This is a genomic window from Klebsiella sp. 10982 (genome assembly GCF_048589245.1).
Classification (GTDB): Bacteria; Pseudomonadota; Gammaproteobacteria; order Enterobacterales; family Enterobacteriaceae; genus Klebsiella; species Klebsiella quasivariicola.
This window is the reverse complement of sequence record NZ_JBMAXV010000019.1, coordinates 49,010-61,815: the sequence shown is the minus strand read 5'-3', so window position 1 is coordinate 61,815 and position 12,806 is coordinate 49,010. Positions and strand designations below refer to the sequence as shown.

Below are 12,806 nucleotides of genomic sequence, written 5' to 3'. Positions count from 1 at the left end.
ATCCAGATCGGCGGAATATCGCCTTAAAAAACAGCACACAAAACCATAATTAAAAATTATGACAGAACTTTATTCTGAGAGGTTTTTTTCAATATCATGCAGCAAACGATGCAACATTGCCGTGTCGCGCTGCTGCAGAAGTCCCATTCGTTGCGACAACCAATCGGCCAGTTTGGCATCATCCTCCACGCCCAAACGCGAAAGTAATGCCAGGGTACGAGTTCGTAACGCCTGCAGTTGATGATGGTCTGCCGCATTGGCGGACGGTGCCGATTGTTGCATAAGTGATGCTAATTGATAACAGTAGACCATCACCGACTGGCCGAGATTCAGCGATGGATAATCTGCCACCATCGGCACGCCGGTGAGTACATCAGCCAGCGCCAGCTCCTCGTTGGTCAATCCGGCGTCTTCACGGCCAAACACCAGTGCAGTATGGTTCATCCACTGCGCCTTCTCTTGCAGCAGCGGCAACAGCTGCTGCGGCGTGGCGTAATAGTGAAAACGTGCGCGGCTGCGGGCGGTAGTGGCGACGGTAAAATCGACGTCGTGCAGCGCCTCGGCAAGGGTAGGGTACGTGGTGATGCCATCGAGGATGTCGCCTGAGCCGTGCGCCACCCAGCGTGCCGCCGGCGCCAGATGGGCCTCACTGTCCACAATCCTTAGATCGCGAAATCCCATGGTTTTCATTGCCCTGGCAGCGGCGCCGACGTTCTCGGCCCGCGCGGGTCCGACTAAAATGATCGTTAAACGCATTGCGGTTTCTTTCTCTCTCTCAGGCGTTATTGAGGCACTATGCTCCCCATTTTACGCGGTGAAAATTTACAAATTTGCAACAAAAATCACTAAAATTGCGTTTTCTTATCCATAAAAAAATCTAAACTGTTCTCAAGAGGCCAGCACAAGGAGTATGTTAACAGAACCCATTTATCCATATGATGGGCAATGAAATTTCATCTTATGCATCGTTTCTCACGTTGGATTCAGTGTATTTATTAATTTATCCACGCAACTAGTTGAGCTGGGTAAGGATTGTGACTATAAAGAGCATGACGATGCAATGATTTCACAAGACTGTTAACGTGCTACAATTGAACTTGATATATGTCAACGAAGCGTAGTTTTATTGGGTGTTCGGCCTCTCTTAGCCTGTTATGTTGCTGTTAAAATGGTTAGGATGTCAGCCGTTTTTGACACCGTCGGGTCCAGAGGGAAAGTACCCACGACCAAGCTAATGATGTTGTTGACGTTGATGGAAAGTGCATCAAGAACGCAATTACGTACTTTAGTCATGTTACGCCGCGCATGTTAATTTGCGACATGCAGCAGGCAGGTCAGGGACTTTGGTACTTCCTGTTTCGATTTAGTTGGCAATTTAGGTAGCAAACATGCAGACCCCGCACATTCTTATCGTTGAAGACGAGTTGGTAACACGCAACACGTTAAAAAGTATTTTCGAAGCAGAAGGTTACGATGTATTCGAAGCGACCGATGGCGCGGAAATGCATCAGATCCTCTCTGAAAATGATATCAACCTGGTGATCATGGATATCAACCTGCCGGGTAAAAATGGTCTTCTGCTGGCTCGCGAACTGCGCGAGCAGGCTGACGTCGCGCTGATGTTCTTAACTGGCCGCGACAACGAAGTGGATAAGATCCTTGGCCTCGAAATCGGCGCTGACGACTATATCACTAAACCGTTTAACCCGCGTGAACTGACTATCCGCGCACGTAACCTGCTCTCCCGTACCATGAACCTCGGTACCGTGAGCGAAGAGCGCCGTAGCGTGGAAAGCTACAAGTTCAATGGCTGGGAACTCGATATCAACAGCCGTTCCCTGGTGAGCCCGAACGGCGAGCAGTACAAGCTGCCGCGCAGTGAGTTCCGCGCAATGCTGCACTTCTGCGAAAATCCGGGCAAAATTCAGTCTCGTGCCGAGCTGCTGAAGAAAATGACCGGTCGCGAGCTGAAGCCGCATGACCGTACCGTTGACGTGACCATTCGTCGGATTCGTAAACACTTCGAATCCACTCCGGATACTCCGGAAATCATCGCCACCATCCACGGTGAAGGCTACCGTTTCTGTGGCGACCTGCAGGAATAATACGTTTTATTTCGCAGCCATGATGTAAAAACGGCGCCCTCAGGGCGCCGTTTTTTTATACCGTCACTCTTTCCAGAGACGCAGCTTGTCGTCATCGGTAGCGGGCGGCGGAGGCGTAGTGCCTTTCGGCAACGATAGTGCATACCAGTCCACGCGGCGGGTCAAAAACATCAGGGCGCTCAGCGCCAGCGCCAGCACGCCAGTGCCCAGCAGCAGCGCGCTGTCCTCAGAATGCAGCAAAAACCACATGACCCCATCCAGCAACAGTAACGCGGCGACAAACAGCAAACTATTGCGCCATCCTCTGAGCACCGCCTGTAAGTAGACCCCGTTCATCACTGCGCCGGACAAGCTGGCCGCCAGCCAGGCAGCGGTAAACCCCACGTGCTCTGAGAGCGCCAGCAGCACCAGGTAAAACAGTACCAACGATAATCCTACCAGCAAATATTGCATCGGATGCAGGGGGCGACGGGTCAGGCTCTCGAACACGAAAAAAGCCATAAATGTCAGTCCGATCAACAGAATGGCATATTTTGTCGCCCGATCGGTTAGCTGATACTGGTCGGCAAGCGACATTACATCAGCACTGAACGCCGGAAGCCGCAACCACGGGATCTCCATATCATCCTTGAAATAGCTGCCCATGTCGTTGGCAAACCAGCTGCTTTGCCAGTGGGCGCGATAGCCGGCAGCATTCACTTCCCGTTTCGTTGGCAGGAAGCTGCCGAGAAAGCCGGGATGCGGCCAGTTACTGCTCAGTTGCAGCTCGCTGTTGCGCCCGAGTGGCACCAGCGAAAATTCTCCCGTCCCGTTCAAATCGAGGGAGAAAGCGATCTCAAGCGGCTTGTTGTCCTCCGCCAGCGCGGGCATCGGCATATGGATCCCCGCACCATCGCCGCTTATCCCCAACCCTGGCTCCACGCTTAATACGGTGCCGTTGACTTCCGGGGCATGAATAGCGCCTATCCCACGAGCATCACCGACGCTCACCACCAGCCGCGGCTCGCCTAAGACGATATTCTTTTTTCTCAGCGTCGCCAGACGCAGCGGATCGAACGTAGCCTTAATCTGCAGGGTGTTATGCCAGACCTGACCGCTGTAGATCCCTACCCGTCTCGACTCCACGGTCTGTTCGCCGTTAACCGCCAGCGACTCCGGCAGCGACTCCGGCAGCCAGTAGTACACCCAGCTCCGCTGATAGTCGACCTCTTTTTGGTTCTCCATGCGGGACAGCGTCTCGGTCACCGGAATGGCGATCAGCGGCCCGGCAAGTTTTTGCGAGCCGCTGGTACTCTGCTCGATGGCCTCCACCACTTCGCTGCGATAATCCGCCCGCTCATTTATAAGCTCCCTGACCATCATTAACGGCAAGGACAACAACAGCACGCAACCTAATAAGGTACTGATTTTCCAAAATAACGGTGATTTCAACATAGCCTTTCTCCCTATCATGATGGACTTACGATAGGGCGGCTATATGGGGAGAATTTGAAGTTATGTGAAGGGACGGTGAAGTCGTAGCGTGGCGACCACGCCGCCTTCAGGGCGATTATGCAAACGGATATCGCCCTGATGCAGACGCGCCACTTCACGAACAAATGCCAGCCCAAAGCCGCTGCTCTTGTGGCCATCTTCACGCGGCAACGAATAGAAGCGATCAAAGATCCGCGCCAGGGCATAGTCCGGAATACCGCATCCATTATCCGTGACGCTCAGTTGCACTTCTTCATTTCGCTTCTCCGCCGTCAGAGCGATCTCGCCGCCGTGCGGGGTAAAATCAATCGCGTTATCGAGCAGATTGCCCAGCGCCTGGGCCAGCAGATCATCATCGCCATTCACCGTTATTCCGCTTCTCTGCCAGCGTAGCGTGATAGCTTTTGTCGTCAGGGGGACGTCGCGCTCTTCCGCCAGGCGTTGGTATAGCGCATCTATCGACACCGGCTGCTGCTTTATCTCCAGTCGGTTTTCCAGCCGCGCCTGCTGGAGTAACTGCTCCACCAACAGTTGCATTCGGGTGTTCTGCGCGAGGATAGTGGCGGTAAACCGCGCCGCCACCTCAGGCGGCGGCCCTTCGCGCAGGATCTCCGCCGCGCCGCGGATGGCCGCCAGCGGGCTCTTCAGCTCGTGAGTCAGGTCATAGACATAGTTTTCGATGGCATTTTTGCCCTCAAGCTTCACCCGCATGCTCTCCAGGGCCTGCGCCAGCTTGCGCAGTTCGCTGCTGCCCACCTCCGGCAGCGGCAGCGGGCGCTCAGCGGTCACCGAGTCCGCATAGCGCACCAGCTTGCCAATAGAAAAATTAATCCACCAGACAACGCCGCAGCCGATCAGCAGCGCAATGCCCAGCAGTGCGCCACCCGCCCAGAGGATACGCCGCTCGCTGCGCTTAATGACCGGCGTCATCGCCAGGTTGGGTTTACCAACGCTCAGCACGCCGATAATTCGCCCCTGATCCATCACCGGCGCGGCGATATACATCACCGAGCTGGTTTCGTCATGCGGATCGCTGCGCGTACTGCGTGCGCCGTACTGGCCGCGCAGGGTGAGCCAGACGTCGTTCCAGCGCGAATAGTCCTGGCCTGTTGCCTGTCCGCTGGAGTCAAACACCACTTTGCCCTGAGCATCGGTCAGATAGACACGGTACTCATTACGCACCTTTTTAATCCCGCCGATATTGGCGTTGAGCGGCTGCTGGTTAAGCTGGTGAAAGGCCTCAGCCAGCCGGCCCTGCTGCGGGTTTGCCGCCAGCAGATCGTCACGCGCCAGCGCTGCCAGCAAGGTGGCGGTATCGTTGAGGGTTCCCTCTGTCGCCCGGCGCACGCCCGGTTTCACTTCCTGAACAAAGATCGACAGCACAAACCACGCGGCGATCGCGACAATAAGAAAATAGCCCAGCAGCAGGCGCATACCGATGCGCATCAGCCACGCCCCAGACTGTAGCCCATGCCGCGATGGGTATTGATTGGCGCGATCTCAGGGTTCACGGCCCGCAGCTTGGCGCGCAGGGTTTTGATATGGGTATCGACGGTGCGGTCAAGGCTTTCCCAGGCATCGCTCCACACCAGCTCCATTAGCTGCTGACGGGAGAAGACGCGACCGGGCGCCTGCAACAGGGTTTTCAACAGCAGAAATTCGTAGCGCGTCAGGTTCAGCGGCTGGCCAAACCAGCTTATCGTCGCCGCCTGCTCATCGAGTACAAACTCGCCAACGCGTACCACCAGCGATGGCGCAGCAAACTTCTGCAACCGCCGCAGCACGCTTCGCACCCGCGCGCAGACTTCGCGCGGTGAAAACGGCTTGGCGATGTAATCGTCAGCGCCGATTTCCAGTCCCAGCAGCTTATCGACCTCGTCGCTACGCGCCGTCAAAAACAGCACCGGCAGCGCCGGATAACGCGTCAGCAGGCGCCGACAGAGCTCAAAGCCGCTGATATCCGGCAAGCCGACGTCGAGGATGGCGACATCGGGCGCCTGATGCACCGCCGCCTCCAGCGCGGGCAATCCGCGGCCAAAAACGGTAACCTCAAAGCCCTCCTGCTGCAGCATATAAACCAGGGTATCCGCGATACTCTGTTCATCCTCAACTAACCAAATCCGTGGCTGCTGCATGCGCGCTCCCGTTTATTTATTCCATGGCATGATCGGCACGGCGCTGATGGCATTCTTCGGCGAACCATCAACCACTTTATCTGAATAGGTCAGGTAGACCAGCGCATTGCGCTTCGCATCATAGAAACGCACGACCTGCAGTTTTTTAAACACCAGCGAGGTGCGCTTCTGGAAAACGACGTCGCCCTGACTTTTGCCGTTTTTGATTTTGTCCGTCAGCTCAATCGGCCCAACCTGCTGGCAGGAAATCGCCGCGTCGGAGGTATCTTCCGCCAGACCCAGCCCGCCTTTGATGCCACCGGTTTTCGCCCGGCTGATATAGCAGGTCACGTTCTGCACATCCGGGTCGTCAAAGGCTTCGACGACAATTTTGTGATCCGGCCCTAACCATTTGAACACCGTATCCACAGAACCAATCTGCTCTGCCTGAGCCAGCTGGCTGCCGGCCAGCAGCAGCAGCCCCATCGCAAACTTCTTGTATTTCATATTGTTACCATTATTAAAAAATATAGCTGAGTGATTATCACGCACTTAGCGGAAAAGGTTTATAGATCACAGCTTTACAAAATTATCGTTCAGTTCCACTGACCTACCGCATTTAAAAGCAAAAAAAACACTGAATGCTAAAACATCAAAAAATGCTATTATCCGCTACTTTAATATCAGGCACCTGTGTTTAAGGATGGGGACATTTTATGGATCAAGCAGGGATTATTCGCGATCTCCTGAGCTGGCTGGAAGGTCACCTGGATCAGCCGCTTTCACTGGACAATGTGGCGGCGAAGGCGGGTTATTCCAAGTGGCACTTACAGCGAATGTTTAAGGATGTCACTGGCCACGCCATCGGTGCCTATATTCGCGCGCGCCGGTTATCAAAATCTGCTGTCGCATTACGTCTTACTGCCCGTCCAATCCTCGATATCGCGCTTCAGTACCGGTTCGACTCACAGCAGACCTTCACCCGGGCGTTTAAAAAACAGTTTTCGCTAACGCCGGCGCTTTACCGCCGCTCGCCGGACTGGAGCTCATTCGGTATGCGTCCACCGCTGCGTCTTGGCGAGTTCACGCTACCGAAACATGAATTTGTCACGCTGCCTGCCACGCATTTGCTTGGTGTCACCCAGAGTTATACCTGTAAGCTCGAAGAGATCTCGGATTTCCGTAATCAGATGCGGGTCCAGTTCTGGCGTGACTTCCTCGGCAACTCGCCGTCGATCCCCCCGGTGCTCTACGGGCTACATGAACCGCGTCCGAGCCTGGAGAAAGACGACGAACAGGAAGTATTTTATACCACCGCGCTGACGCCGGAGATGGCTAACGGCCATTTGCAGAACGCCCACCCGGTCACCCTGGAGGGTGGCGAGTACGTCATGTTTACGTATGAAGGACTGGGCACCGGCCTGCAGGAGTTCATCCTGACGGTCTACGGCACCTGCATGCCGATGCTGAACCTGACGCGTCGCAAAGGGCTGGATATTGAACGCTTCTACCCCGAAGATGACAGCCGGGATCAGGCAACGCCGATTCAGTTGCGCTGCGAGTATCTGATCCCGATCCGTCGTTAACGCTGCAGCTCGTCCATCGCGGGGGCGTCCAGATGCGAGACGTCGCCCGCCGTTTCCACCACCCAACCAGAAGCCAGCCACGGGCTTTGCTGATAGTCGACACGCGAGATTGAGCAGTTGCGCAAACGCAGACGACGCTCGGCGTATGCCGGCAGTCCTAAAATCGTGCTCACCAGGCAGCCCAGCGCGATACCGTGACTCACCAGTAACGGTCGGCTACCGTCCGGTAAATCCAGACAGGATGCCAGCGCCGCATGCATACGTTCGCTAAGCTCCTGCATCGATTCACCCTGCGGAATACGACCATCCGGCGTACCATTGACCAGCTGGCGGCGCCAGCCTTCTTCTTCTTCGCTGAGCGAGTCGATATGGCGCTTCTCCAGCACTCCCATATCCAGCTCGCGCAGACGCGCATCGGCGATCACGCTGCAGCCGCAGGCTTCGGCGATAATCTCTGCGGTACGACGGGTTCGTCCCAGATCGCTGGTAATGATATGGGTGATCCCCAGCGTTCTGGCGCGCTCGCCAACCTGCCAGGCCTGGCGCTCACCATGTGCGGTCAGCGGGCTGTCGGACTGACCCTGAATACGTCGCTCGGCGTTCCACTGCGTTTCACCGTGGCGAACAAGGTATACCTGTAACATGCTTTTTTTCCGTTCTGGACTCGCTATCAACCGCGATTGGGCATTACCGCCTGACCTGAGGGTGATTTAGAGTATACTGCGATGACGTTAGTTTATTCTGAGTTGTTTTGATTATGCACCATGTTGTCTCAGCGACCACTAATCCCGCCAAAATTCAGGCAATTCTGCAGGCTTTTGACGAGATTTTCGGCGAAGGATCCTGCCACATTGAGTCCGTCTCCGTCGAGAGCGGCGTGCCGGAACAGCCCTTTGGCAGCGAGGAAACGCGCGCTGGCGCACGAAATCGCGTCGCCAATGCGCGTATCGCTCAGCCCCATGCCGATTTCTGGGTGGCCATCGAAGCCGGTATCGACGATGGCAGCACCTTTAGCTGGGTGGTCATCGAAAGCGCAGATCGGCGCGGAGAAGCGCGCTCAGCCACCCTGCCGTTGCCTGAGGTCATTCTTAAGCAGGTTCGCGCTGGCGAAGCCCTCGGGCCGGTCATGTCGCAGTATACCGGCATCGATCAGATTGGTCGTAAAGAGGGAGCGATTGGGGTTTTCACCGCCGGCAAATTGACCCGCAGCAGCGTGTATCATCAGGCGGTTGTACTGGCGTTAAGTCCGTTCCACAACGCTATTTATCGCTAGTCAGCAGCGTCTGCTCCAGCCACTGGCGCAGTTCAACCGGCGCCGATTTCAGGCTGTTCGACCCGCGGGTAATGGTCGCAATTCCGGCGCCGAGCTCATTTTTCAGCTCGCGTTGGCTCATCTCGCCACGCAGCAGCTCTTCGATAATCCGCACCCGGGTGCCCAGCGCTTCGCGCTCGTCGGGGGTCAGCATCAGCTGCAGCAACGGCAAATGCAGATCCTCGGCGTAGGCCTGCTGCAACAGCGCCACAAAACGCAGCCACTCCTGATGACGTTGTTCGGCAACGGCCGCGGAATAGGGAGATTGTTGGGTCATATCGCGCCACCATATTGAGACGGGCAGCTTACGCTGCCCGTCGAATGTACTCTTCAACGAGTACAAAGCATAACATACTTCCCGGCGATCAGTAACGCTGGCGCCACTCCGCATCGCTGAACAGCTTATCCTGCTGCCCCATAAAGTAGCGATAGTAGGCGTCATAGGAGAGGACATTCTTCACGTAGCCGCGGGTTTCCGAGAACGGAATACTCTCGACAAACGCCACCGCATCAATCCGGCCAGCGCTGTTCCCCTGCCAGGTCCTTACCCTGCCCGGCCCGGCGTTATAGGCCGCCGACGCATAGATACGGTTATTGCCGAACTGCTGATAGACGTACTGCAGATAGCTGGTGCCGATGTTGATGTTGGTTTCCGGATCCAACAGCTGCGACGGGCCGCTGTAGCCGGGAATGCTGAACATGCTGACGGTATGCGTCGCGGTGCCCGGCATAATCTGCATCAGTCCGCTGGCGCCGACCGGTGAGCGGACTTTCGGGTTCCAGGCGCTCTCCTGACGCGCAATCGCCATCGCATAGCTCTGCGGAATATCTTTGCCGCTAACGTAGCGGGCAAACAGATCGTTATAGGCCAGTGGGAAACGCTCTTCCAGCTGATCCCACAGCTTACCGGCGATCGTCGCCTGCACGCTCAGATCCCACCAGTGCTGATCAAAGGCATAGCGCGCCAGCTGCGCCTGCTGGGATTTGGTGCGACTGGTGACCAGGTTCGCCCATTCGGTGCGCGCGGTGTTATCCATATTCCAGTACATCAGCTCACGCACTCGCGCCATCTCCGGCCCGGAAGCCAGCGCCGGGTCGATCGTGCCTGAGGCTTTGTCGATGCGGAAGGTATACTCCTCGCCAAGACGCTGCGCGGCGACCATCGGGTAGAACCCCCGCTGCTGCATCAACGACCGGAGGATCGCCTGTGCTTCCTCATCCCTGCCGCGCTCAAGCAGCAGATCCGCCTGCCAGTAACGCCATTCGTCTTTCTCTTTCGCCTCCATCGGCAGGCGCGCCAGCCAGGTGTTGAGGCCATGGCGATCGCCTGTCCCCAGCGCCATCCGCACGCGCCGCTCCACCAGCGGCGTGGACTGTGAGCGCATAATCGCGTCATCGCGCCAGATAGCCTGCTCTTCGGTTACATCGGTACCCATCAGGCGCCAGGCGACAATATCACGTAGCTCCTGAGTTTGATCCTCGTTGAGCTGCTGAGCCTGCACCAACGAAGGGATCATCAGGCGAGCATTTTCCACATCCTGACGGGCGACGCTGGCGAAGGCGACGGCGGCCATCTGGCGGGTAAAGTCCGTCGCCCCGGTGGTGCGGGCGAAAGTCAGAACGCTGTTCGGATCGTTAGCCAGGGCGACGACGGCGGAAGCGATGCTCTGATAGTTACCGGGCATCTGCTGGGCCAGCGATCTGACCAGCCCGATGTTGCCGGCCTTCATCGCCAGGCGGATTCGTTCGAGATAGGCCAGCGGATCCTGTTGGCCGGAGTCGCGCCAGGCGCTGAACAGCGGCTCACAGGCGCCAGGCTGGTTCTTGCCCGTCAGCCACAGGTCTTTCGCCCCGCTCCAGGCCTCCTGTGACTGCCCCACGCTCAGCTTGGCGTAGTAATAGTTGCACTGCGCCTCGGTGCTGGTCGGCTTATCGGGGCTAAACGCCAGCAAGCCGCGCCAGTCGCTGCGCCGGGCCAGTTCATTCACGAAGCGCGAACGTAACGATCGCGCCGGCGGCAGCGTCGGATTGGCGTCAATAAAGTTTTTTACCACCAGCGCCGGCTGGTTCATCAGATCGTCGGTGATCTGCCGGTACTGCAAATAGGGATACAGGGGATAGGTGCTTAACGTGGGCATCAGCTGGTCGACCACATCCATCTGCCGGTTATCCCACGCCTGTTTAATTTGTGCGTAGCGGCTGCGCTGTTCATCCAGTGAATCCGCATGCGCCAGCTGACTCAACGTCAACAGACCAACGCTGGCAGCCAAAAGATGCCACGCCATTTTTTTGGCTTTTTCCACAAGCTCTTCCTCTTTCCGGTGCATTTTCGCAGCATCGTGCCGCTTAAAAGCCCCCGCCGGTTCGGCAGGCAGCTTTACTTATGCTAATCAGACAACGCTAAACGCGCCATGTCCTGGACATTTTTTTACGCTTCTGTGAATCCTGTCGCCTCGCTGGGATTAGCGCGCGAAAAAGGCTACACTTCGGCTTTGAACTATCTATCAAAATAGAAAGAGGCGAAGTCCAACGTGGCTCAATTCGTTTATACCATGCATCGTGTCGGCAAAGTGGTTCCGCCGAAACGTCATATTTTGAAAAATATCTCCCTCAGCTTCTTCCCTGGCGCGAAAATCGGTGTGCTCGGTCTGAACGGCGCCGGTAAGTCTACCCTGCTGCGCATCATGGCCGGTATCGACACCGAGATCGAAGGTGAAGCGCGTCCGCAGCCTGGCATCAAAATCGGCTACCTGCCGCAGGAGCCGCAGCTCAACCCGGAGCACACCGTGCGCGAGTCCGTTGAAGAAGCGGTCGCCGAAGTGGTTAACGCGCTGAAGGGTCTGGACGAAGTGTATGCCAAATACGCCGAGCCGGATGCGGACTTCGATAAGCTTGCCGCCCAGCAAGGCAAGTTCGAAGAGATTATCCAGGCGCACGACGGCCACAACCTGAACGTCCAGCTGGAGCGCGCGGCCGATGCCCTGCGCCTGCCGGACTGGGATGCGAAAATCGCGAATCTTTCCGGTGGTGAACGCCGCCGCGTCGCGCTGTGCCGCCTGCTGCTGGAAAAACCAGATATGCTGCTGCTCGATGAACCGACTAACCACCTGGACGCCGAGTCCGTCGCCTGGCTGGAACGCTTCCTGCACGATTTCGAAGGCACCGTGGTGGCGATTACCCACGACCGTTACTTCCTCGATAACGTCGCCGGCTGGATCCTCGAACTTGACCGCGGCGAAGGTATTCCGTGGGAAGGCAACTACTCCTCCTGGCTGGAGCAGAAAGATCAGCGTCTGGCGCAGGAAGCTTCTCAGGAAGCCGCACGCCGCAAATCAATCGAGAAAGAGCTCGAGTGGGTTCGCCAGGGCGCAAAAGGCCGTCAGTCCAAGGGCAAAGCCCGTCTGGCGCGCTTTGAAGAGCTTAACAACGTCGAATACCAGAAACGTAACGAGACCAACGAACTGTTCATTCCGCCAGGCCCACGTCTGGGCGATAAGGTTCTGGAAGTCAGCCACCTGCGCAAATCCTACGGCGACCGCGTGCTGATCGACGATCTGAGCTTCTCGGTACCGAAAGGCGCTATCGTCGGCATCATCGGTCCGAACGGCGCGGGTAAATCCACCCTGTTCCGCATGATGTCTGGCCAGGAACAGCCTGATTCCGGCACCATCACCCTGGGTGATACCGTTAAGCTGGCCTCCGTCGATCAGTTCCGCGACGCGATGGACAACAGCAAGACCGTGTGGGAAGAGGTCTCCGGCGGCCTGGATATCATGAAGATCGGCAACACCGAGATGCCGAGCCGCGCCTACGTGGGCCGCTTTAACTTTAAAGGCGTCGACCAGGGTAAACGCGTTGGCGAGCTGTCCGGCGGTGAACGCGGTCGTCTGCACCTGGCGAAACTGCTGCAGGTCGGCGGTAACGTCCTGCTGCTCGATGAACCAACCAACGACCTGGATATCGAAACCCTGCGCGCGCTGGAAAACGCCCTGCTGGAGTTCCCGGGCTGCGCGATGGTTATCTCGCATGACCGCTGGTTCCTTGACCGTATCGCCACCCACATTCTGGATTATCAGGATGAAGGTAAGGTTGAGTTCTTCGAAGGTAACTTTACCGAGTACGAAGAGTACAAGAAACGCACCCTCGGCGCCGATGCGCTGGAGCCGAAGCGAATCAAGTACAAACGTATCTCAAAATAAAATGCAAAAAGGCAACA

General features: G+C 56.7%; 13 protein-coding genes. 4 read left to right on the top strand and 9 right to left on the bottom strand.

Annotation, left to right across the window (positions count from 1 at the left end; all coding sequences use genetic code 11):
• Positions 1-69: 69 nt before the first annotated feature.
• Together ACKLKD_RS15545 and yjjY are read right to left on the bottom strand one after the other, a co-directional pair.
• Complete coding sequence (locus ACKLKD_RS15545; RefSeq protein ID WP_025711732.1) at positions 70-756, bottom strand: tRNA/rRNA methyltransferase; 687 nt, start codon at positions 754-756, stop codon at positions 70-72.
• A 396-nt stretch (positions 757-1,152) separates the two neighbouring features.
• Complete coding sequence (gene yjjY, locus ACKLKD_RS15540) at positions 1,153-1,293, bottom strand: protein YjjY (protein ID WP_004146984.1); 141 nt, start codon at positions 1,291-1,293, stop codon at positions 1,153-1,155.
• A 95-nt stretch (positions 1,294-1,388) separates the two neighbouring features.
• Here yjjY and arcA point away from each other — a divergent pair, with 95 nt between their 5' ends.
• Positions 1,389-2,105, top strand: coding sequence for a two-component system response regulator ArcA (gene arcA / locus ACKLKD_RS15535; RefSeq protein WP_002887843.1), 717 nt, complete (start codon positions 1,389-1,391; stop codon positions 2,103-2,105).
• A gap of 63 nt (positions 2,106-2,168) precedes the next feature.
• Here the strand turns inward: arcA and creD are convergent, their stop codons facing one another.
• Genes creD through creA form a run of 4 tightly spaced genes read right to left on the bottom strand, consistent with a single transcriptional unit; the run spans position 2,169 to position 6,199 of the window.
• Entirely contained in the window at positions 2,169-3,539 is a 1,371-nt protein-coding gene (gene creD, locus ACKLKD_RS15530; RefSeq protein ID WP_165931840.1) for a cell envelope integrity protein CreD, read from the bottom strand.
• Between the two features lie 60 nt (positions 3,540-3,599).
• Positions 3,600-5,024, bottom strand: coding sequence for a two-component system sensor histidine kinase CreC (gene creC / locus ACKLKD_RS15525; RefSeq protein ID WP_025711734.1), 1,425 nt, complete (start codon positions 5,022-5,024; stop codon positions 3,600-3,602).
• The gene (gene creB / locus ACKLKD_RS15520) at positions 5,024-5,713 is read right to left on the bottom strand and encodes a two-component system response regulator CreB (RefSeq protein ID WP_080924927.1); all 690 of its coding nucleotides are present in this window, start codon (positions 5,711-5,713) and stop codon (positions 5,024-5,026) included. The genes creC and creB overlap by 1 nt, the downstream gene beginning before the upstream one ends.
• Before the next feature lie 12 nt (positions 5,714-5,725).
• Positions 5,726-6,199, bottom strand: coding sequence for a protein CreA (gene creA / locus ACKLKD_RS15515; protein WP_002887814.1), 474 nt, complete (start codon positions 6,197-6,199; stop codon positions 5,726-5,728).
• A 209-nt stretch (positions 6,200-6,408) separates the two neighbouring features.
• On the opposite strand from creA, the gene robA reads away from it, so the two are divergent.
• Positions 6,409-7,278, top strand: a complete 870-nt coding sequence (robA, locus tag ACKLKD_RS15510; protein ID WP_025711737.1) for an MDR efflux pump AcrAB transcriptional activator RobA — start codon at positions 6,409-6,411, stop codon at positions 7,276-7,278.
• Here robA and gpmB read toward each other — a convergent pair.
• Positions 7,275-7,922, bottom strand: a complete 648-nt coding sequence (gene gpmB, locus ACKLKD_RS15505) for a 2,3-diphosphoglycerate-dependent phosphoglycerate mutase GpmB (RefSeq protein WP_087805292.1) — start codon at positions 7,920-7,922, stop codon at positions 7,275-7,277. The two genes, robA and gpmB, sit on opposite strands and share 4 nt — an antisense overlap.
• 113 nt (positions 7,923-8,035) lie before the next feature.
• Between gpmB and yjjX the strand changes: the two genes are divergently transcribed.
• A complete protein-coding gene (yjjX, locus tag ACKLKD_RS15500) occupies positions 8,036-8,551 on the top strand; it encodes an inosine/xanthosine triphosphatase (protein WP_087805290.1) in 516 nt (171 codons plus the stop codon).
• Here the strand turns inward: yjjX and trpR are convergent.
• Positions 8,538-8,867, bottom strand: a complete 330-nt coding sequence (gene trpR, locus ACKLKD_RS15495; RefSeq protein ID WP_025711740.1) for a trp operon repressor — start codon at positions 8,865-8,867, stop codon at positions 8,538-8,540. The two genes, yjjX and trpR, sit on opposite strands and share 14 nt — an antisense overlap.
• An 88-nt stretch (positions 8,868-8,955) precedes the next feature.
• Positions 8,956-10,893: a murein transglycosylase gene (sltY, locus tag ACKLKD_RS15490; protein WP_087805288.1), complete on the bottom strand. Its 1,938-nt coding sequence runs from the start codon at positions 10,891-10,893 to the stop codon at positions 8,956-8,958.
• Between the two features lie 228 nt (positions 10,894-11,121).
• Here sltY and ettA point away from each other — a divergent pair, with 228 nt between their 5' ends.
• Positions 11,122-12,789: an energy-dependent translational throttle protein EttA gene (ettA, locus tag ACKLKD_RS15485; RefSeq protein ID WP_025711742.1), complete on the top strand. Its 1,668-nt coding sequence runs from the start codon at positions 11,122-11,124 to the stop codon at positions 12,787-12,789.
• Positions 12,790-12,806: the final 17 nt, after the last annotated feature.

What these genes read in the sequence shown, in the direction of transcription:
- ACKLKD_RS15545 (WP_025711732.1), bottom strand. Translation starts at nt 756, where the DNA reads ATGCGTTTAACGATCATTTTAGTCGGACCCGCGCGGGCCGAGAACGTC.
- yjjY (WP_004146984.1), bottom strand. Translation starts at nt 1,293, where the DNA reads ATGACTAAAGTACGTAATTGCGTTCTTGATGCACTTTCCATCAACGTC.
- arcA (WP_002887843.1), top strand. Translation starts at nt 1,389, where the DNA reads ATGCAGACCCCGCACATTCTTATCGTTGAAGACGAGTTGGTAACACGC.
- creD (WP_165931840.1), bottom strand. Translation starts at nt 3,539, where the DNA reads ATGTTGAAATCACCGTTATTTTGGAAAATCAGTACCTTATTAGGTTGC.
- creC (WP_025711734.1), bottom strand. Translation starts at nt 5,024, where the DNA reads ATGCGCATCGGTATGCGCCTGCTGCTGGGCTATTTTCTTATTGTCGCG.
- creB (WP_080924927.1), bottom strand. Translation starts at nt 5,713, where the DNA reads ATGCAGCAGCCACGGATTTGGTTAGTTGAGGATGAACAGAGTATCGCG.
- creA (WP_002887814.1), bottom strand. Translation starts at nt 6,199, where the DNA reads ATGAAATACAAGAAGTTTGCGATGGGGCTGCTGCTGCTGGCCGGCAGC.
- robA (WP_025711737.1), top strand. Translation starts at nt 6,409, where the DNA reads ATGGATCAAGCAGGGATTATTCGCGATCTCCTGAGCTGGCTGGAAGGT.
- gpmB (WP_087805292.1), bottom strand. Translation starts at nt 7,922, where the DNA reads ATGTTACAGGTATACCTTGTTCGCCACGGTGAAACGCAGTGGAACGCC.
- yjjX (WP_087805290.1), top strand. Translation starts at nt 8,036, where the DNA reads ATGCACCATGTTGTCTCAGCGACCACTAATCCCGCCAAAATTCAGGCA.
- trpR (WP_025711740.1), bottom strand. Translation starts at nt 8,867, where the DNA reads ATGACCCAACAATCTCCCTATTCCGCGGCCGTTGCCGAACAACGTCAT.